This is a genomic window from Ectobacillus sp. OTK, assembly GCF_059698935.1.
In genome coordinates, this window is record NZ_AP048547.1 from 872,238 (window position 1) to 893,129 (window position 20,892).

Here is a 20,892-nt window from a genome sequence, read left to right on the forward strand (position 1 = left end):
CACTCCAATCTTGATGGAAAGTTATTATTTCTTGTTCTTGTAGTAGTTATAGTCACAGTATTCAAGAGAATCTGGATCTACATAATTTAGATGGTTGCTTGAGAATGTCATGCGACCTACTACACCAGGCTCAATAATTTCGTTATATTTTTCTTTTGTTAGTTTAGAAGCGGTTTCCTTTACTTCTTTCACCCATTTATCATACTCTTCTTGTGTTTCAGCTTCGACTGTGAATTCCATGTCGGTGAAACCTTTACCAGAGAAGTTAGCGCTGCGGCCTAAATAATCTCCAGGATGATCAGCTTGTAAATATAAATCCATGACCATGTCGTCCATCGTATATTTCATCCCGCCAAGCTCTGGCACCCAGAATGCGTTCATTGGACCAACTGAAGTAAGCTTAAACTTAATTGGTGTGTCTTCTGGAATCTTTAAGTAGTTTACAGTTTCAATTCCTTCTTCTGGATAGCTGAAAAGCCATTTCCAGTTTGCAGATGTAACGTAAATCTCAATAGGTTCTTTGTCTTTTGTACTTTCTGGAGGTTTCTCTAGTGCATATGTTGTTTTTACTGTTGGAATTGCCAAGGCAATGACAATAATGACTGGAACCAATGTCCAAATGATTTCCAGCAATGTGTTACCATGTTGATCAGGAGGCTCATACCCCATGTTCTCAGGTCTTTCACGATATTTAATGATGATAATCGTGAATAACGTAAATACTACCACAATGATGACTAACATTAGCCAAAAAGACCATACTCTGTAAAACTAAGGGGATATAAATGGTAATCTAACCCCTAATCTCAATGCCTCAAATAGAATGTTCCACATTGTATAAAAAGGTACATCACTAACTATTAGTGGTGTGCCTTTTTTTATTTATAAGACCTCTAAATGACCTCATTTTTTACTACAACAAAGTTATTTACAACAATAGTATGGTCGTTGTAAAATAGGAACATACATTTGCAGGAACGTACATTCTTATCGGAGGTATATTAATGAAAGATTACACGGTCAAAGAAGTTGCTACTCTTCTAGGGAAGCATGAGGAAACAGTAAAACGATGGATTCGTGCTGGTAAATTACCTAACTCATATAGAAATAGTGATAAAGAAGGGTGGAGAATCCCTGAAAGCGACTTACCCAACCTCAACAAAATTGTTGTTCCTGTCGGAACAACAGAGCAAACACACTACGAAAAAGTAAAACCTGATGTTGATGAAACAGAGTTGGTTAAGCTTGCTTATGAAGCTGTTACCCTAACTTCGCCTACTGATGACATACTATCCATCCTTTCTGTTGTAGGAATTAAACGAACACTAGAGATACTCCTTATCATGCAACAATCTCCTACAAGAGTGAAAAACCCTAATGGGTTCATAAAAAAAGCCATCCAAGAAAATTGGGATTCTGAATCTGTTCCTGTCAAAATACCAAGGAAACAAAGTAAACATTTATACGACCTCACTCAACAAAACTACAACCCAATACATAGCAATGAAACCAAAACATATAAACAAAAAATCCATCTTTACAATTTTTTAGAAGATTAACATTTAAACGTGCAAAGAAGGAGACTGTTTATGATAACTAAATACTGGTATAGTTACTGCCCCGATGGTATTAGAAGTCGGTATGAACTACTTGTATTTGACCATAATAATCAGCCATTTCTACCGTTAACAGACTTTTACCATGACTGCATTGGGAGAATAAGCAAAAGCTCTGCTCTATCATATTTACAATGCCTCCTCCCTTTCTTTAGTTGGCTCGACACTTATAGTAACTACCAAGGAAACCATGTTCACTGGGACGAGAACCCTGAAGCTATAAGAGTGATTGTTGAAGACTACCTTAAGAATGAAATGGCTTGTAAAGTAAGAGAAGAGGACTCCTTTCGTTTTGTAAACCGTACAAGCAAAAGTCCTAACACAGTCAACCTGTTTCTGATTGCTTTAAGGGGGTTCTATAAGTCCCTTACAAGGTTAAAGCAATATAACTATCCCAATCCAATGATAGATCCTATTGCTATTTTAGATGAATACAAAACTCAAACCGACGGTGTGAGAAAGAATAAACCCCGTATGCCATCTGAAGCAGGAACGGAAGAAGCTGTTCCTTACCGAAGATTAACAGATTCATATTTTAAACTTATTAATGAGGAATGGCATCCGGAAATCATTGATGACCCTTACCTTCCTCATCAAGTTTATCAAGCAGGAAAGAAAGTTAGCTGGGCGTTAAGGGAAATGGTGATTACTCGTATGATTTTTGAGACAGGAGCAAGGGTTTCAGAAATAATTGGGTTAACCATCGGAGATTATCGTTCGCGAAAATCTTCCCAGGAGGCTAACACGTTTAGTAAAGGAAGTCATGGTCGGAGGGTGAAGTTTATTCGCTTTGGTAAAGAAACCGTTAAAATGCTCCTGGACTATATAGATACGGAGCGTAAGCAAGTAGATTCCTTACAACGAGGTTTTAATACGTTACCAAGTACAGAACCTATATTCCTTACGGAATTAGGAAGTCCATATAACTATAATGCATGGTTATACCACTGGAACAAAGCAATGAAAAAAAGTGAAATGAAGTTAAATCCTCATAAAGCAAGGCATTGGTTTGTTACCACAAGAATGCGCGAAATCCTTAATACATCTAAAGATAAAGCGGAAATTGAGAAAAGAAAAAAGGAACTCATTCAATATATGAAATGGTCTCCTAAAAGCAATACGATTGAGACATACGAACATCACTTTGAGGAAGAAAAACATCGTGAAGAACATGACAAAATGCTAGAGAACATGGAAAAACGAGGGCAAGAGTACATTGAACAGAAGAAGAACAAGCGAAAGAAAAAACCAACACTAACAGTGTTGGAAACCACTGATGAAACTGAAATTCCGGAGGAATTACGGGATTTATTTGATTGATTGGAGTGATTCATCTGACAGTATCAACGGTTGTACCCAATTCCCCTTTTTATCAGCAGCTAAAAGGTAAAATCGACGAGCGAATCCTTCGCTTACAAGATTCACGAGGAACATTTTTGTTAGATAAGTTAAATAAAGTAAATTTAAAACATTTTGTTAATACCGCATCAGATAAACCTTGGAAAAATCACCTCCTATTGGTGATACTGGTTTATGCTGATAATAATGCAGATGTACTAACAATAAAAAACATCCTATCGACAGTTAATCCAAGAATGAAAGATATCTTCAATGCTTTTTCTTTGAAAGATATGACAGAATTTGATGTGGAAGTACATCTATACCAATACCTAAAAGGAGATGTCTTTCCAGAGCATTCTAACAGTAAGAGAGCAGAGGTATTAATATTGTATAGGATGGGAGCTTACGCAACAAAGAAATGGTTAACGACCAAAAAAGACGCTAAAGAACAGGTCTATTTTGAGCAATTTTTGTTGCCTATGCCATCTTTTGACTCAAGTGATTTTTCGTTTGCTAAATTAGTTCTCTCTGAGAGACATGACAATCGGAAAAATGAAACAGATGCCGTTGTTCCTTTGCTCCCTGAGATTCGAGCGGAAGGAAATTTCCGTATGAATCAAATTAAAAGAATAAGAGATAACTTTTTAGCAGCTTGTGAAAGGGCTAAAAAGCCCGGTGTAGATTTACCTTTAGAATTCTCTTGGGAGGAACCTGAACGGATTGGAGAACGTTTTTATTTTCGTTTATGGGACAAACCTTCGTTTGTATTTCATCACCGAGAGCAGTTCCATACAAGCTCTATAAGGGCGGCTGAGAAACGCTCTGGTGCATATTCAACCGAGAATAACCACTACTTTGTAGAGTTTATCAAAGCAGAATGCATCGAAGATGACGATGTAGCAGAGGGCCCTTGGTTCATCGAGCTTTTTGAAAAAGGTGTTATAGGGCAATGGTCTCTAAGTGGTACTGATGAAGAAAAAGAGCAAAAGCGTGAATTTTTAAATTCATGGGGATATGGAGAAGAAAATTCAACTACAAATCCCCTACCTTTCTATTCGCAGCATGAAGGAATACTCAGCCTTAGTATATTTGTTTCACGTAACCAAGATAAGGCAGATGGAGTTTTGTTTGATACAGAGTCAGTATATACCGCAGCAACCTTCGGTTTGTTAGCGTTAGATATTTTCACCACAACAGGTGCTAGAATCAATGAATTATTACAACTCAACAATGATAACGGCTGTCTCAAGGCAGTGAAGTTTAAAAATAAAATGCGATACTCTTTTTATGCCATCCCAAAAGGTCGAGATGAAGTAGAGCCTTTTTATATCAGCGAACAAACTGTAAGACTAATTAAAGAAATCCAAATGATGTTAAAAGAGCATTATGAAAGTGAAGGAATTCCGAGTGTTGAATATAGGCATACACGCAAGCACTTGTTTCCTGACCCTAAAAAATATTTTCTTCAATATAATCATAGAGCTTTTAAGGAGGTTACGGTTTCGGCATGTGTTCGTTTTTTGGTTCACGGGTTAAGATTTGAAACGCAGGAAGGTAGACCTGTTGTTGTAAAGTCGCACTTATTACGCCATGCGTTTGCCACCGAAGCTGTTCAAAGACAGGCCATGTCAATCAATGTTGTAGCAAAGATTTTACACCAAAAAGATGTTAAAGTAACAGGATACTATTCAGAGCCTACGCCAAGTCAAATAGCTCAATCTGTTAGTGATTTACATGATGTGATTTCTGATTATGTTGACATAGATGAAGTCTACCTCAGAAGTCCTAAAAAGCTCCAAAAGGAGCTAGATGAGTACCAAGAGAGAGTAGGAATATTCAACAACGTTTTGGGTGGAACTTGTGTTACAGATATGGTTTGCCCCATCAAGATGGCATGTTTAGGCTGCCAAGCAAAAATTCCAGAACCGGAAAAAAAGCATGAGTTAGTAGAGGTGATTGATTTATCCAAAGATATGGAAAAACGTTACGCTGCCCTTGGGTTAACGGTAGAGGTAAAAAAAGCAAGAGCAATGAGGAGACATGCACGTAATGAGCTAAAAGAGATTGAGTTAATTGAACGATACAGGGAGGAACAAAATTATGAGTCAAAAGTTCAGTTCAATAAGTGAACGTCCTTGGCTGAAGGATAATCACCTAGCTAGCAGTCAACGTGTAGTTGAATTGGGGCAAAAAGTGATTGACCTTCTAGTTAAAGCTGGTCGCCCTGTCACCTTCAGTTCTATATCGGAAGAGTCAAAAAAACTTGATACTAAAGGAAAAGGTATTCACGAAAATACCATTCGTACAAACAAGGAGTTGTACGACTATTATAAACAACATAGTACAACGTATAAGCGAAAGCAGAACTCTAACAAAACTAGTTCAGCAAACTCTTCCAGTATCGAAGATACTGACTATCGAAAATTAATTCATGACAGAGACTCGGAATATCTAAAAAGGAAATACATGAGGTTAACTAAAGAAGAACTTGTACAAAAACTAATCCATGCAGAACAATATATTGTTGAAAATAATAAAAGTTGGGCAGCCAGTCAATTTGAGAAGTTCCAGTAAAATGTTGTAGTAGTAAATGAGATCATATGTAGTACTAAAAAGGATAGATAAAGCCAATTATATCTGCTTTTATCTATCCTTTTCTCTTACGTCATATAATGTGGAACATTCTATGGGAAGTTATTAATCTGAAAGACCGATAACACCTTTCGGTGTTTTTAACAAAATTGAAAAAGTCCTTTTTCACTAAATGGCCCGTTTGCGGAATACTTTATTGTTATTCAAAAATAAGCTTAGTCTTCCTCTGTTTCGATTAATTCAACATCGTCAGATGTTGAACTCCCGGCAAGCTCTAACGCTTCTTGATAAAATCTCTCCGAGTTGATACTCTTTGTTCTTTTATCATAAATGGAATCCCAAGGGATTCCCGTTGCTTTTGCGTGTTTTAGAGGGTCATATTTTTGACCCGTTTTAAGCATCATATAAGGGGTAGTACCACATCGCCATCAAGGTAAAGTAATTAAATACCCCCAAAACGAAAAAAATGCGTTATTCTTTCTCTATCACCATGGAAAGGATGGCGCATTTTTGTATGACGTGTTCTGTATCTCAAGAATTACAGCTATTTGCAGAAGAGCTTCAACGACATGTATCACCAACTCATTTACAACATGTAGCTAAAGAAGTCGGATTTGTAAAACGAACCAGTAAATATCGAGCACAAGATCTAGCAGCTTTATGTGTATGGATAAGTCAGAGTGTGGCTCAAACCTCCTTGACCCAGTTATGTAGCGGTTTAGAAGCAGCAACAGGCATACTTATGAGTCCTGAAGGACTCAATCAACGGTTTAATACCAACGCTGTAGAGTTTTTACAGCACATATTAACTCAGCTCCTCACCCAAAAGCTATCTGCATCAAGAATATTTTCACCTCAGTATGCAACTACTTTTCAGCGGATTCGTATACTAGACTCCACTGCATTTCAACTGCCAAATGTTTTTGCATCCGTCTATCCAGGGGCTGGAGGATGCAGCCATAAGGCTGGTATTAAGATTCAATTGGAATATGATCTTCTAAGTGGACAATTCCTTCATATTCATATGGGGCCGGGTAAACAACACGATCGTACCTACGGTTCTCTCTGTGTACCTTCTGTAGAAGCAAAGGACTTGTGCATACGGGATTTAGGCTATTTTCATATCAAAGATCTTCAACACATACAAGAGCAGCAAGCATACTATATCTCTCGTATCAAATCTAATACACGCGTATACCAGAAAAATCCGAATCCTGAGTATTTTCAAGATGGAAGAATCAAAAAAGGATCTCAGTATATCCAACTAGATATGGAGGACCTGATGAACACTCTGCAACCAGGACAAACCTATGAAATACCAGACGCCTATATTGGAATGGCTGAAAAATTGCCGGCTCGTGTCATTGTTCATCGTCTTACAGAAGAACAACAGAAAAAACGCCTACAAGATCAAGCAGTTCGTGAGAAAAAGAAAGGGATGACGTATTCTCCTCGTAGTAAACGGTTGAGTGGGATAAATGTATATACGACGAACACCTCTACTGATATTGTCCCGACGGGACATGTCCATGATTTGTATTCCTTACGTTGGCAAATAGAAATTTTGTTCAAAATATGGAAATCGTTCTTTCAGATTGATCATTGTAAAAAGGTGAAGCGCGAGCGATTAGAGTGTCATTTGTATGGCCAATTAATAGCCATCTTACTTTGTTCTTCTACGATGTTTCAAATGCGGCAGTTACTTCTTGTGAAGAAAAAACGGGAGCTAAGTGAATATAAAGCAATGTATATGATTATGGATTATTTCCCTCTTTTACATAAAGCCATGGAAAAAGACACCACAGAAATATCAAGGATTCTACTTCGCCTGTTCAACCTCCTACAGCGTAACGGGCGAAAATCTCATAGGTACGAGAAGAAAACAGTCTTTGATATATTGGGTGTCGTATATCAGTATACCATGTCTGACAACCAAGCGGCTTAAGCAAAAAAAACTTCACCCGTGGGGGTTTATTTGGTATGCCAATTTTTAAATAGTTCAAGTTATATATTCTAGAAGTGCAATAGAATTTAACAAAAAGTCGCCTTACACAAAATTACCTTGATGGCGATGGGGTAGTACCAGCGAAGCTGTCACCACCCGCAATAAGGTTATAAATTATGAATGCACAGATTCCTCTAGCTCCGATAATCCTTCTTCAATTTGAATTCGTTCCATCATATCCAATTTAAAGATACCATAAGGATTTACATGGCTGTAAATGAGAGGACTTAACGCTCTCAAGTCCTCAGGAGTCATCATATCTAACCATTTCTTTTCTGATAAAACAGTTTGAATCATGAGTGTATTGATATACACAAGACAATTCTGCAATAGATGTAGAGAAAGAACCGAAACCTCCTGATCTTCCAGTCTATTTGTTGCGATTTCTCCACCTTTTCCGTAAAAGATGAAGCTATTTGCGGAGTTCCAATTCTCTACAACATTGAGACCTTCATTAATTTCTCTCCGAATATCTTCAGAATCCAAATAATCACACAAGAATATAGTTTTAATAACTTTTCCTAACTCAGCTAGCGCTTGATAGGTGGGGTGTTTTAAGTTACTTCTTGTAAATCGTTTCAAAATAGCCTCTGTTTCAGCTGTTCCAAGGCGTAAAGCAGTAGCATACTTAATCATCTGATCATATTGTTGACGAATCAGTTCCCAATTAATAGGCCTTGTAAGAATCGGCTGTAAATTGGGAAAAGCATCACTCATACCACTATCTGGCCTATACAGTTTTTGAGAGTGGATAGCCTTTAATCTTGGCATAAGCTGAAATCCTAAAAGGTGACAGAATGCGAATGCTACCTCGCTTTGACCGTGACTATCTACATAATTCTTTTCAACCTCCATACTTGTGCAATGCTTCAAAACACCTTCAATCATAGATGCAACTTCAGAAGAAGAGCAAGATTTCAATTGGGAATAGATACAGGTTGAATGTTTAGCTACATGCCAGTAAATCATTACGCCTCTACCCCTATATCGAATATGCCATTCAGTCATTAAGTTCTGGTCCCACGCTCCAAACTTTTTGGAATCGGAAGCACAGGCTGTTGTTCCTTCTCCCCATATATCTGTCATTTTATTTCGTAAAATGGCATTTACAATCTCTGCAATAGCATTCCGTAGATTATCTTTATCGATATATTTTCGCCGAATATATAACAGATCTTTATATTTTTCTCCATGCTCTCCGTTTGAAATTCTCTTTAACCCTGCATTTGTTCCCAAACCATACAAACATAAGATAAGTCTCTTTTGCAGCGTATCCTTACTAATAACTTCTCTAGAAGCAGCCGTTTTAAAATGCTCCGTAAAGTTCACTCGTAAATCAGCTTCCTTTAGGATATCTAGTAAACTAGTCATTGGCCAACGTTTCATAATTTCAGCTTTTAGCCGTGACAAGTTTACTGGTTCTGACTTTGGCTCAAAAGGAGACACTGATATTCGTCCGTTTCCCTTTGTTAAAATACGAACCTTACTATTTTTAGGTATGCCTTGATCTAATTTATTTAATGCTTTTGTCATTTTCTCCTTTAGGTTTGCAATAAACTCGTCAGAGTTAATAGGCTGTTTTAATGCTTTGTAGTTTTCTTCACGACGTATTTCAAAGTCCTGCGGGAGATCTTCATCTGGATTCCGATATCTTTCAGATCCCGGTACCCATATTTCCTTGCATCGCAACTTATCACGCAGCACTTGTAAAGTACTAATCTCGTAATTAATCCGATTAATCCTTTCTTCACCTGAAATGTCGCTTTCTATAACAAGATGTCTCCAACTAGGGCGGATCACATCATCTAATGGAATCTGTTCAGATTTTGGAAAGAAGTGAGCACTGGAAGTCGTATATTTTTGGATAAGTTCTAACGCTTTAATTACTGGACGGTGAATTTCATTATTTGAATAGAATTCTAGTATGTCTAAAATAGGGGGAACCATTCTACGATAGTGAGAACTGTAGGATGAACGAATAATGGTATGTACTTTCTGTTTGTAGGCAGGTCCTGTGTGTTTAAATTCCTTTACTAAATCTTTAAGCGTTTCTTCACTTACGATAGGATAAAGTACATCACGAATAATACCGTCAGGATTATGTAATGCTTGTTCAGCCATATGAAATAATATGTTATTCTTTCCATTTACTTTTTTTAAATTATGTAGCAATTCTTTATCAACTCGACGCTCAGCTCTTACATTAATGCGGTGTATAATTTGTATAAGGAGCTCAATCAAACCGTCTGTAATTTCTGCTCTACGAAGCCAAAAGAATGAAGATAGAAGCGTGTATCGAACCTGGGGCGGATGCCGACGTAGTTCACGGATATCCTCTGTTGCAGTACGTTTTCTATATTTCCTTAAAATTTTAGGTTGTGTATCCTTAAATAAATCATAGGGTAATTGCAGTTCTTTTATGGTTTGAAGTTTATGTAGTTCTTTGAAGACTGTTTCTAATCCAATACGTCCAGGATCAGACTTTAATTCATGAAATGTTAAGGCTTCATTCATTTCTGTAGAATCATCAATTTTCTCCAAGTTATTAATTAATCTATCCAGCCCCTCACATGTTTGGTTAGAGAGCTTCTGATAGACAGTTGTGAAAAATTGATCTTCATAGGAGTGGATAGCAGAGCGGATGAGACGCTCTACCCGATCTGTGGTGGGAGGTACAATTTTTAATTCTCTATATTGTTGATATACCTTGTCCTCAACATAGTTGAATTCATGGCTATGATATAGAACATACTTACATAACCAATCTGTCATTACATCTGAGTCCTGAAGAGAAGCTTCTCGAAATCCCAAATAAGTACGTATTTCTGAACGGTGATAAGTAATAGTACGTCCAGTCCAATCATATTCAGAAAAGGAATCGGGATTAATATCTAGCTGCTTAGCTATGTATTCTACAATTGTTTTAGGTATCTCACTTTTAGTATGAGGAAACCTAGCTTCGTATTGGAAAAACTTAAACATAACTGCAAAACCGAGCTTCGTATTTCCTCTTTTTAGTTGAATTAATTCTTGCTCATCAGGCATCAGTATAAAGTGATCAATTAACTCATCAAATTCCCAATTTCTTTTCAATTTCTTTCCTCCTTTTGTATCTTACGATACAAAGTCATACGAGAGATACCAGCCTTTTCAGCAGCATCTGTTCGGCTCATCCCTTGTTGCATAAGATATAAAGCATACTTAATTTTTTCCTCGTCAGCTTTTGGTCTTCCAGGAAGTTTTCCTCGCTTCCTAGCAGCTAATATTCCTTCCTTTGTTCGTTCAGAGGTGAGATCTCGCTCAAACTGTGCAATTCCAGCAAAAATGGTAAACAGCATTTTTCCATGTGCTGTTGTTGTATCAAGCCAGGACTCCTTTAAACTTTTTAAATGCGCTCCCTTTTGTGAAATTAGCTCTGTAATCTCAATCAAATCTTTCGTGGAACGAGATAAGCGAGTTAAATCCGTTACGACAACCGTATCTTCTGTTCGAAGAAACTCCAACATACGGTTTAACTCCGGTCGATCCCGTTTAGTACCAGTCAGTTTTTCAAAAAAGATACGTTCACATCCGAAATCCTCAAGCTGTTTCTTTTGGCGATCTAAATTTTGGTCAATTGTAGAAACTCGCATGTAACCAAATTTCATATGCATCCTCTCCTTCCTACATTATTGTATCAAAAACAATAAAAGATCAATATTGTTACAAAATATTTTTGTTACATATTTTTGTTACGTCAGTTATGCGAGATTACTAACTTGGAAAATTGATGGGAACCCACGTAACAGAAACGAACGTTTTTGTTACGGTTGAAGCAAAAAAGAACTATCTTACTGGGGGGAGTGATAGGGTTCGTGTCATAGACCGCAAAGTAGAGTTCATGAAGAGGTACCGTCCGCATGTTGACATAAAACCCACGTTAAGATATTTTTCATCATAGAAAAATCGGATCCCTTTTAAGGGTATGATAATCTTAAAAAAACTGTTTACATAAAATTTATAATAATATGTAAGCAGCTTTTTTTCTTGTTTTAATTTGATTCACTATCAGCATAATAATCAGGTGTATCAGTTTGGATATATGTTAATTGACCACCAGGATAAATTCCTTTATTTGTGATTTTGTAATCATCATGGTTATGCATAGGGTAAAATTGCGGAAAAAATTGATCATTTAAATCAATAATCGATTGTTGACAAATTTTAAGGTAATTAATTAACTCAGGTGATTTGCATTTGACAGGTTCAGTAGGAATGTTAAAAATAGCATTAGTATCGGCTTTATGCAATTCTTTTAATTGGGAGCAGAGAGAGGGAAAACCATCTTGGCCCCTAGTAATATAATCTAAGTATTCAAAACGTTTATCATCTGCGTTTAGGAGTAAGTCATAAGTTTCTCCAGAACCTATGCTTACCGTAAAACCTTTGTGTTTGACTTCATGAAGGAAGGATTCGTCCAGCTGAAGGAGAGATGAGAGTTTGATAAAAGGATCAATATGGCTGTCCTTTCCTATAATTGTAAAATGCCATCCGTGAATATGCCAAGGTACAACCTGGTACCCCATATTAATCATTCTGAGCAGAAATTGTTGATCGATTTTTACCCGCACATATGATTCGTAATTGATTTGGGTTAAATGAGATTCAACTTCACTATTAGAAATGGTTAAAGGATGAGGAAGTAAAGTATCTGGGAATACACGACCATTAATCAGCCAGAAGTCTGGTTTGTAGTTAGCTGCATTGAAGAATAAACCCTTATGGACACTTTCGTGCCATACTGAATCAATGTCGGATAATAGCATAACATACTCTTTATCAAAGTATGTATGAATGTCATTATAAGCAAAATTTCTATTTGTAGCTGTCTTGGGAATTTGGGTTTGTGGTTTACCGTTATAAAACCATTGTCCATTTTTACTTTGTTTGATACCTGCTAAAGCTAAGCTTTCTTTAGATGGATAAACGATTAAGGCACCGTACATTCCCATTTGAATATGTTCGGATGCTTCAACATGACAGTGATACATAAGCGTTCCTGGATGTACTGGTCGAAAAAAATATGTCATTGTCGGAGGTTGGTTCTTATAATCAGTCCAAACTGGAACGCCGAAAGATGTTTCAGGAAACCCATCTAATTGTGTAGCCACATGAGCTCCATGCATATGGACAGTATGATAGTCCATCAAACCTGGACGTTCTTTCATCCCTAAATTTATGAGGGTAATATAGATGCGATCATCAACTTCACCAAAAATAAGAGGAGATGGAATTGTAGCAGTGCCCTTCATATCAAGTAGTTTTTTCCAATTTTCGTGATTAGTCCAATCAAGTGTAGGATTTATAATTTTACCATCAACTTTAAAAAGTCCACCGACGAATCCAAAAACATAAATTTTTTGCCTAGTTTGTGGAGAAGGACATAGGGTTTTATCACCAGACAGATAAATAAAGCCATCAGTTGCTAATAAAACATAATGCCTTACGGACATTTGAATGACCCCCATTCATAAATAATGATTAGCCTATTTGAATAGGCTCTTGATTATCTTATGCAAGAGTTTAATCTCAGATGAACTTCACCTCTTTTCGGGGGACCTCCTCCAATATTTCATCTTAGAAATTGTCTTAGGGGGGTTATGTCAACATACGGGCGGTATCCCTTCATGAACTTTACTTTGCGGTCAATGATACAAATCCTGTCACTGAACCTACTGAAAGCAGCAAATGATAGTGAAAATGAACTTGCTATTCCTTATTGCGGGTGGTAACAGCTTCGCTGGTACTACCCCATCGCCATCAAGGTAAAGTAATTAAATACCCCCAAAACGAAAAAAATGCGTTATTCTTTCTCTATCACCATGGAAAGGATGGCGCATTTTTGTATGACGTGTTCTGTATCTCAAGAATTACAGCTATTTGCAGAAGAGCTTCAACGACATGTATCACCAACTCATTTACAACATGTAGCTAAAGAAGTCGGATTTGTAAAACGAACCAGTAAATATCGAGCACAAGATCTAGCAGCTTTATGTGTATGGATAAGTCAGAGTGTGGCTCAAACCTCCTTGACCCAGTTATGTAGCGGTTTAGAAGCAGCAACAGGCATACTTATGAGTCCTGAAGGACTCAATCAACGGTTTAATACCAACGCTGTAGAGTTTTTACAGCACATATTAACTCAGCTCCTCACCCAAAAGCTATCTGCATCAAGAATATTTTCACCTCAGTATGCAACTACTTTTCAGCGGATTCGTATACTAGACTCCACTGCATTTCAACTGCCAAATGTTTTTGCATCCGTCTATCCAGGGGCTGGAGGATGCAGCCATAAGGCTGGTATTAAGATTCAATTGGAATATGATCTTCTAAGTGGACAATTCCTTCATATTCATATGGGGCCGGGTAAACAACACGATCGTACCTACGGTTCTCTCTGTGTACCTTCTGTAGAAGCAAAGGACTTGTGCATACGGGATTTAGGCTATTTTCATATCAAAGATCTTCAACACATACAAGAGCAGCAAGCATACTATATCTCTCGTATCAAATCTAATACACGCGTATACCAGAAAAATCCGAATCCTGAGTATTTTCAAGATGGAAGAATCAAAAAAGGATCTCAGTATATCCAACTAGATATGGAGGACCTGATGAACACTCTGCAACCAGGACAAACCTATGAAATACCAGACGCCTATATTGGAATGGCTGAAAAATTGCCGGCTCGTGTCATTGTTCATCGTCTTACAGAAGAACAACAGAAAAAACGCCTACAAGATCAAGCAGTTCGTGAGAAAAAGAAAGGGATGACGTATTCTCCTCGTAGTAAACGGTTGAGTGGGATAAATGTATATACGACGAACACCTCTACTGATATTGTCCCGACGGGACATGTCCATGATTTGTATTCCTTACGTTGGCAAATAGAAATTTTGTTCAAAATATGGAAATCGTTCTTTCAGATTGATCATTGTAAAAAGGTGAAGCGCGAGCGATTAGAGTGTCATTTGTATGGCCAATTAATAGCCATCTTACTTTGTTCTTCTACGATGTTTCAAATGCGGCAGTTACTTCTTGTGAAGAAAAAACGGGAGCTAAGTGAATATAAAGCAATGTATATGATTATGGATTATTTCCCTCTTTTACATAAAGCCATGGAAAAAGACACCACAGAAATATCAAGGATTCTACTTCGCCTGTTCAACCTCCTACAGCGTAACGGGCGAAAATCTCATAGGTACGAGAAGAAAACAGTCTTTGATATATTGGGTGTCGTATATCAGTATACCATGTCTGACAACCAAGCGGCTTAAGCAAAAAAAACTTCACCCGTGGGGGTTTATTTGGTATGCCAATTTTTAAATAGTTCAAGTTATATATTCTAGAAGTGCAATAGAATTTAACAAAAAGTCGCCTTACACAAAATTACCTTGATGGCGATGTGGTGGCACCCCTTTTTAGAGTAACTAAAGTATATCCCAAAAAATATACAGGGTTTTATGCAAAAAGTAGGGAGAGACTTGTCAAAGGATTGGGAGGCCAAAAGCTGTGCCGAATGGGCATTTCATAAAATCCTACATATTTGATAATGTCCGAGAATGGGAGAAACCCGGTGTCAGCGCGGATTCCCTGGGAATCCCACTTCCGATATATTATGTCAACTAGCACTGTATGGAATATACATGGTCTTCCCTCCGGGAAAACCTGATACAATAAAACAAAAGGAAGTTCCTGTAGGGGGAAATTGTATTGGCAGAAGAGAAACAAAAAAAGAAGGAAAAAGAAAAGAGCGCTATGCAAACAGATGATTTTGCAAACCGTACTTTTCATGGATCTCCTACTATTGGAGGAGCAATTTTATTCGGGATCTGTCTATTGTATATGCTGTATGATATCTTCATCAAACATTAAAAATCATCTGTTTTAATTATCTATAATGCCCGGTTATATAAACTTCATATCAATACGGTATACGCATGCGGTATATCTTTGTTAGTAACTGTATTTTACGAAGGAGCAAATTATGTACAATAAATTTCATATACAGTTAGATAATCCTATCTACTTTCGTTATGGTTTTTTTACGATTTTGTTTATGAGTATCATTCTAAACAGCGCTTTTTTAAACATAACGAGAATTTGTTTATAATTTATATTCTTGCCGTAATATTTTTAGGTCTCGGTTTTTATAATAAATCCGTGTGGTTTTTATTCTTCTTCACTGCTTTGGTGGTTCTGTGTCGTTTTTTTTTCATATCAGAATCAGCAGCATATAACATAGCCACTTTTCTTACTTATTTGTTCACATATTTTTTAATAACGTTTATCTCAGTTGGATTAATGAAGAACTATCAGAAAATCAAAGAAAATAATTTAGAATTGCTATTAGTCCTTGTCAATGTCTTGGATTCCAGAGATTCTTACACATTACATCATTCTGGGAATGTAGCACAAGTTGCTTTAAAAATATCTGAACAAATGAAATTATCTAAAGCTCTATGTCATACTATCCATATGGGGAGGCTACTACATGATATCGGAAAAATGGGTATTCCTGAACATATATTAAAAAAGCCTGGGAAATTAACTAATGAAGAGTACGATATTATAAAGATACATCCAGTTATTGGATATGAAATGATTAAACATGTTTCAAATTTTAATAAAAATGGCATTTTAGATATTGTTCTATATCATCACGAAAGATACGATGGTAAAGGTTATCCAAAGGGGCTAAAAGGAAGTGAAATTCCCTTAGTTGCTCGAATCGTTGCGATTGCTGATACCTTTGATGCAATGACTTCCAAACGTGTTTATAGACAGGAATTTGATTTGGAAAAAGCTCTTTATGAAATTCGAAAAAATAAAGGGATACAATTTGACCCTCAAATTACTGATGTTTTTCTTAGCCTTTTCCAGAAAGAAAAGTAAAACTAAAACACGTATATTGATATATTGACTGCCGCTTTCGAATGTTGCGTCGACCAGCCCCAAGCGGGGCTATTTTTATTTTTCAAAAATCCTATCCATGTTTTATTGGCTAGGAACCTTCATAATCTTCATAAACAGCCACCTTATATATAAGGGTATAGTACCACTTTTAGTATAGACCTAACAGCAGGCCTATTAGAACTTGCTGTTAGGTCTAATTGTTAGATCAAATCTTCAGGAGCAAGAGAGCAATCAAATGTTCCTTTTTCAATTTGTATAGTTGCATGTTCAATTCCAAATTGGTCATGTAGTTCCTTTGTTAATTTTTGAAGCAAGATATCATTATCTTCTGTTTCAGAACGTACTAAATGGACAGTTAATGCCGCCTCGGTCGTGCTCATTCCCCATACATGTAAATCGTGTACTTCAATAATGGTTGGTATGTCTTTTAAATAATTCTTAATTTTATTTAAGTCAATTCCTTCTGGAACCACATCAAGCGATAGGTCCAATGATTCACGTAATAAACCCCAGGTTCCAAAAAGAATGACAACGGCAATTACAAGGCTTACTAAGGGGTCCATCCATTGCCAACCCGTCCTTATAATGATAAAACCTGCTATTACTACCCCAAGCGAAACTAAAGCATCAGCAGCCATATGTAAAAATGCTCCACGTATATTTAAATCATGTTTTCTACCCGACATAAAAAGTAAAGCTGTAATTGTATTAATCACTATGCCAATGGTAGCAACGATGATGACTGTTTTTCCAGCAACTGGTGCAGGGGAGGAAAACCTTTGAATTGCCTCCCAAGCAATAGCCCCTATGGCTACGAGCAAGAAAATAGCGTTAAAGAGTGCAGCCAAAATAGAGCTTTTTTTAAACCCATAAGTCCGTTTTTCGGTAGGAGCTTTTTTCCCTAGCCAAACGGCAATCCATGCGATGATTAATCCAAGAACGTCACTCAGATTGTGTCCTGCATCAGCAAGCAAGGCTAAGGAATCTCCTAAAATTCCGTATACTACTTCAACAATAATAAAAATAGTATTTAAAATAATCCCAAATCCAAATGCAAATCCGTAATTAGCCGGACCATGATGGTGATGTCCATGATGACCATGAGCATGATTATGTGACATGCTTTCACTCCCCTTTATCAAAATAGTCAATCTTGACAAGCACGACTAATTGCTTGTTGTAATATCATCATTTAAACTTAGGTTCGCTTGAAATAAATGGAATATACATAAAAAGTTCTCTATAGGGTTCTGACGCATCGCCATCAACCTAAGTGAGTAATAAGTCCTACCTTGTACATACACTATTTATTTTTTACCCATTTAGCTACCAAGATGTAAAAATGTCCATGACAAATAAGCCCTAATGGGCTCAGTTTTTTTAACTAAGCAACTCTTCCATATTTAACTGAATATACTCAGACTGTTTCTTTACCTTTCCATCTTTAAAGTACTCAGGGTTTGGGTTTCTCTGATACACACGATTGTTCAATTTTAAACGGGAAATATAGTAAGCATCTCTCATGTCTATGTTTTCAAGAACCTTTAGGTCAAAATAGCCTAAGTCACGAATTTTTACTGAAAGACAAGAGAAATGAAGTTTGAGGCTTGAATTAACAGTAAGGATATGTTGTTTAACAATTAAAAGAAAAATGAAAGAGGAGTGGGGAATCCACTCCTTTTATCACGACATGTTTTTGTTTTTTTACCACGACAATTTATGGTTTTAATTCAATTTTTATCCCTCATACGTCTCAAATAACTTTTTCAAATACTCCTGATTTCCTTCCGCGATATACTGCTCGGCTTCTATTAAACGCGTTGCTAATTCGGACTTCGTTAGACGCATATACTGTCTATAAACATTCTTTAAATTCCTGTCAGGTTTTAATTGTTCAAACTCGTGAAAAGTATGTTTTTCATTTTCCCGATAGGGAAGATGTTTTTCGAGTTCTTTTTGTTTTTTCTTATAGCTCTTACTCTTTTCTTTATAATACGCATAGAGTTCTTCATGATTTCTAATAGTGTTAAAATGAATCCCTTTGCCTTGTTCATCAAGTTCTTTTGTCTTCTTAGATACATTGTGCAAGGTAACTTCTTTGCCCTCCGCAAGGAGGGCATCTATTGCTTTTCTACCTAGCTCAAAGGAGTTAACCCTTCGCTTCTCATACTCACTCTCTAAGCCACTTTTATGGTTTTCTAATGATAAGTCTTGGCTCATTCTTCTTATCTCTCCTATACTCTTCGATTAATGCTATTTCTTTCAATTCAACTTTCGCATCATGTATGGTTTTTTTCATTTTCATCACTTCCAGATTAAAACCTTTTTCCTCGTAATATTCCTTCGTTTTTTCTGCCCATTCTAGATAATCAAGTAATTCATGCTTTTGTTCTGGTTCGGGTATTTTAGTACCGCAACCTACACATGCAAGCTTTATTGGGCAAATCTTGTTAGTAACACATGTACCCCCAACAGTTTTACTAAAAGGTCCACTAATCTCTCTTTGACGTTCAAAAAGGGCTTGTAGCTCTTCTGGTTGCCTCAAAACTTCTCTCATCATGTCAACTTGAGTATTCATGGAAGTGTGAAAATCAGTTACGACATTTGCTACTTGGCTTTGGGTAGGTTGAGAGTAATATCCTGTAACCTCTATATCCTTTTGATTGAGTATCATTGCTACGACATCAATCGGAAGTTCCTCTGCTTGTACCGCATGTGTCGCAAAACCGTGGCGTAATAAGTGTGGTTTCAACTTTACCAACTTCTTGTCTTGTGTTTCATAAATCAATCCAAAACAGATGAAGTTTAAAACGCATGCAAAAGTCTTATTTTCAAAATGCTTACCATGAAACTGAAATAAATAGGGTTGTTCTGGTCGTGATGCACCATGTCTTTTATAATATTTAAATTCCACTTTTGGAATTGAGCCTTTATAGTGTACATCTCTAAGGTACAAAGCAATTTCCTTTATTAAATCAAAAGTATCTTTGTTAACATAAAAGACTGCAAGCTCATCTCTTCCTTTCGGAATAGCTCTAAACATGTAGGATGTTTTTACTACATTTGTTTCTGGGTCGGTGATACTTCCCTGATCTAAACACCCAATCCCAAAATGGACTTGTACCACTTCACCTAACCTTGCACCTGAAGACGTAAATATATCTAGTGCTATCGCACCAAAGAGAGCTGTAATATACAAAACCTCAACGTTCATTAAAATGCCATCGGCATATTCCTGAGAGTTAGTTATAAAAGCCCCTTGTGCTAAAATACCTTTGTGATTAGGCTGGAAAGGCTCATTAATACCTTTTGAATCCGGTTCCCTATATCCGTACATCTCAAGTATTTTCAGTCTCTCATTTATTTGTTCTTCACTTAAAGATTGGTACCACATTCCGACTAGTTGATGTTCTAAAATGGGAAAAAACCAAAAACCATCAGTTTCTCCTACTGGTTCACCAGTTTCGTCATCTAATATTTCTGCCTTTAAAAACTCGACGAAGTATTCGTTGTTTTCATCTGAATAAGTAAATCTTCGTTTCTCCGCGTTTTTGATTGTAGTTACACGATAATTATCACTATGATGAAGTACGAAAGACGGTTTATCCCATAATCGAAAGGAAAAGAGCTCCTTTGATATATCTCCACGTTCCTCATTTTCAACATAAGCAAATTCAAAAGGAAGAGGATAATCGTTAGCTTTTACTAATTCCACAGCTTCAAGGTATTTCTGCCGCAATCGCCTAACCTGATTTAGACGGAACCCACCTTCGGCACGGATTTTTATAAAGTCTTTGGAAATTGCGTCTGTTTCAGACTTCCGTTTACTTTTCGCTGCTTCCTTGGCTGTTTTGTTAACTTTAAAATCTCTGCTATCTAGGTATGTTCGAGGGAGTAAAAAAGGGGCGAACACTTCTTGTTGTTCCTTTGTCAACTTGGTCGAATGCCACTTATGCACCTTTTTGACAACACCTTTATACTCATTAAAGAATACTCTTCTCTTGTTATCTGAATGGGAAGGGAGAATCTCCTCTCGTAAATAATCGGACAGATGTATATCTATATCAAAATCATTAAAATTTGCTAATTTGAGTTCTTGAAAGAGTTCTTTGAGACCAACAGTTACAACATATAAACCAGTGAAAATAGTCTTAGGGTCTAAGTTTTGATTGGAGTTTACCATCAACCCTAATGCTAAGTGGTTTGTAAAAAGATAACCACAACAGTTGTTTTTGAAGTAACGTAGATGCTCAGGGTTAACCTTGTCCCAAAGATAACCTCGTTTATCCTGATAGACAAAGATGTTGTCATCAACCTCGCCTTTTAATTCTTGATACCATGGTTTACTTTCTAATTCATCAATCACATTCCCACACCCTTAGG

The 20,892-nt window shown here is 36.8% G+C and carries 14 protein-coding genes and 3 pseudogenes; 8 read left to right on the forward strand and 9 right to left on the reverse strand.

What is annotated here, in order from left to right; genetic code table 11:
• Positions 1-24: 24 nt before the first annotated feature.
• Positions 25-762 (reverse strand): annotated as a pseudogene (qoxA, locus tag AC6HZ4_RS04335) (cytochrome aa3 quinol oxidase subunit II); the annotation flags it as partial.
• A gap of 242 nt (positions 763-1,004) precedes the next feature.
• Between qoxA and AC6HZ4_RS04340 the strand changes: the two are divergent.
• From AC6HZ4_RS04340 to AC6HZ4_RS04355, 4 genes are read left to right on the forward strand one after another with little or no spacing between them, the layout of a single operon-like run.
• A complete protein-coding gene (locus AC6HZ4_RS04340; protein ID WP_497493810.1) occupies positions 1,005-1,559 on the forward strand; it encodes a helix-turn-helix domain-containing protein in 555 nt (184 codons plus the stop codon).
• A gap of 30 nt (positions 1,560-1,589) precedes the next feature.
• Positions 1,590-2,936, forward strand: coding sequence for a tyrosine-type recombinase/integrase (locus tag AC6HZ4_RS04345; protein ID WP_497493811.1), 1,347 nt, complete (start codon positions 1,590-1,592; stop codon positions 2,934-2,936).
• Between the two features lie 14 nt (positions 2,937-2,950).
• Complete coding sequence (locus AC6HZ4_RS04350) at positions 2,951-5,086, forward strand: site-specific integrase (protein ID WP_497495596.1); 2,136 nt, start codon at positions 2,951-2,953, stop codon at positions 5,084-5,086.
• A complete protein-coding gene (locus AC6HZ4_RS04355) occupies positions 5,058-5,531 on the forward strand; it encodes a hypothetical protein (protein WP_497493812.1) in 474 nt (157 codons plus the stop codon). The genes AC6HZ4_RS04350 and AC6HZ4_RS04355 overlap by 29 nt, the downstream gene beginning before the upstream one ends.
• 233 nt (positions 5,532-5,764) lie before the next feature.
• Here the strand turns inward: AC6HZ4_RS04355 and AC6HZ4_RS04360 are convergent.
• Positions 5,765-5,956, reverse strand: a pseudogene (locus tag AC6HZ4_RS04360) (IS110 family transposase); the annotation flags it as partial.
• A gap of 107 nt (positions 5,957-6,063) precedes the next feature.
• On the opposite strand from AC6HZ4_RS04360, the gene AC6HZ4_RS04365 reads away from it, so the two are divergent.
• Entirely contained in the window at positions 6,064-7,494 is a 1,431-nt protein-coding gene (locus AC6HZ4_RS04365) for an IS4 family transposase (protein ID WP_497490925.1), read from the forward strand.
• Positions 7,495-7,668: 174 nt separating this feature from the next.
• On the opposite strand, the gene AC6HZ4_RS04370 is transcribed toward AC6HZ4_RS04365, so the two are convergent.
• The 3 genes from AC6HZ4_RS04370 to AC6HZ4_RS04380 form a co-directional block, all read right to left on the reverse strand.
• The gene (locus tag AC6HZ4_RS04370; RefSeq protein WP_497493813.1) at positions 7,669-10,647 is read right to left on the reverse strand and encodes a Tn3 family transposase; all 2,979 of its coding nucleotides are present in this window, start codon (positions 10,645-10,647) and stop codon (positions 7,669-7,671) included.
• Positions 10,644-11,201: a recombinase family protein gene (locus AC6HZ4_RS04375; RefSeq protein ID WP_497493814.1), complete on the reverse strand. Its 558-nt coding sequence runs from the start codon at positions 11,199-11,201 to the stop codon at positions 10,644-10,646. Before AC6HZ4_RS04375 ends, AC6HZ4_RS04370 begins: the two co-directional genes overlap by 4 nt.
• 384 nt (positions 11,202-11,585) lie before the next feature.
• The gene (locus AC6HZ4_RS04380) at positions 11,586-13,046 is read right to left on the reverse strand and encodes a multicopper oxidase domain-containing protein (RefSeq protein ID WP_497493815.1); all 1,461 of its coding nucleotides are present in this window, start codon (positions 13,044-13,046) and stop codon (positions 11,586-11,588) included.
• 393 nt (positions 13,047-13,439) lie between these two features.
• On the opposite strand from AC6HZ4_RS04380, the gene AC6HZ4_RS04385 reads away from it, so the two are divergent.
• From AC6HZ4_RS04385 to AC6HZ4_RS04395, 3 genes are all read left to right on the forward strand, one after another.
• Entirely contained in the window at positions 13,440-14,870 is a 1,431-nt protein-coding gene (locus AC6HZ4_RS04385) for an IS4 family transposase (RefSeq protein ID WP_497490925.1), read from the forward strand.
• 436 nt (positions 14,871-15,306) lie between these two features.
• Positions 15,307-15,468 (forward strand): hypothetical protein, encoded by a 162-nt coding sequence (locus AC6HZ4_RS04390; RefSeq protein ID WP_497493816.1) that lies wholly within the window; start codon positions 15,307-15,309, stop codon positions 15,466-15,468.
• A 429-nt stretch (positions 15,469-15,897) separates the two neighbouring features.
• Positions 15,898-16,488, forward strand: coding sequence for an HD-GYP domain-containing protein (locus AC6HZ4_RS04395; RefSeq protein ID WP_497493817.1), 591 nt, complete (start codon positions 15,898-15,900; stop codon positions 16,486-16,488).
• A gap of 221 nt (positions 16,489-16,709) precedes the next feature.
• On the opposite strand, the gene AC6HZ4_RS04400 is transcribed toward AC6HZ4_RS04395, so the two are convergent.
• From AC6HZ4_RS04400 to AC6HZ4_RS04415, 4 genes and pseudogenes are all read right to left on the reverse strand, one after another.
• Positions 16,710-17,630, reverse strand: a complete 921-nt coding sequence (locus AC6HZ4_RS04400) for a cation diffusion facilitator family transporter (protein WP_497493818.1) — start codon at positions 17,628-17,630, stop codon at positions 16,710-16,712.
• A gap of 265 nt (positions 17,631-17,895) precedes the next feature.
• Positions 17,896-18,129, reverse strand: a pseudogene (locus AC6HZ4_RS04405) (transposase); the annotation flags it as partial.
• 117 nt (positions 18,130-18,246) lie between these two features.
• Positions 18,247-18,729: a hypothetical protein gene (locus AC6HZ4_RS04410; RefSeq protein ID WP_497490793.1), complete on the reverse strand. Its 483-nt coding sequence runs from the start codon at positions 18,727-18,729 to the stop codon at positions 18,247-18,249.
• Positions 18,698-20,875 (reverse strand): site-specific integrase, encoded by a 2,178-nt coding sequence (locus AC6HZ4_RS04415; protein ID WP_497490794.1) that lies wholly within the window; start codon positions 20,873-20,875, stop codon positions 18,698-18,700. Before AC6HZ4_RS04415 ends, AC6HZ4_RS04410 begins: the two co-directional genes overlap by 32 nt.
• Between the last annotated feature and the right edge of the window lie 17 nt (positions 20,876-20,892).

Bases quoted from the DNA above. Each gene is read 5' to 3' on its own strand.
- AC6HZ4_RS04340 (WP_497493810.1), top strand. From the start codon at position 1,005: ATGAAAGATTACACGGTCAAAGAAGTTGCTACTCTTCTAGGGAAGCAT.
- AC6HZ4_RS04345 (WP_497493811.1), top strand. From the start codon at position 1,590: ATGATAACTAAATACTGGTATAGTTACTGCCCCGATGGTATTAGAAGT.
- AC6HZ4_RS04355 (WP_497493812.1), top strand. From the start codon at position 5,058: ATGAGTCAAAAGTTCAGTTCAATAAGTGAACGTCCTTGGCTGAAGGAT.
- AC6HZ4_RS04365 (WP_497490925.1), top strand. From the start codon at position 6,064: ATGACGTGTTCTGTATCTCAAGAATTACAGCTATTTGCAGAAGAGCTT.
- AC6HZ4_RS04375 (WP_497493814.1), bottom strand. From the start codon at position 11,201: ATGAAATTTGGTTACATGCGAGTTTCTACAATTGACCAAAATTTAGAT.
- AC6HZ4_RS04380 (WP_497493815.1), bottom strand. From the start codon at position 13,046: ATGTCCGTAAGGCATTATGTTTTATTAGCAACTGATGGCTTTATTTAT.
- AC6HZ4_RS04385 (WP_497490925.1), top strand. From the start codon at position 13,440: ATGACGTGTTCTGTATCTCAAGAATTACAGCTATTTGCAGAAGAGCTT.
- AC6HZ4_RS04395 (WP_497493817.1), top strand. From the start codon at position 15,898: ATGAAGAACTATCAGAAAATCAAAGAAAATAATTTAGAATTGCTATTA.
- AC6HZ4_RS04400 (WP_497493818.1), bottom strand. From the start codon at position 17,630: ATGTCACATAATCATGCTCATGGTCATCATGGACATCACCATCATGGT.
- AC6HZ4_RS04410 (WP_497490793.1), bottom strand. From the start codon at position 18,729: ATGAGCCAAGACTTATCATTAGAAAACCATAAAAGTGGCTTAGAGAGT.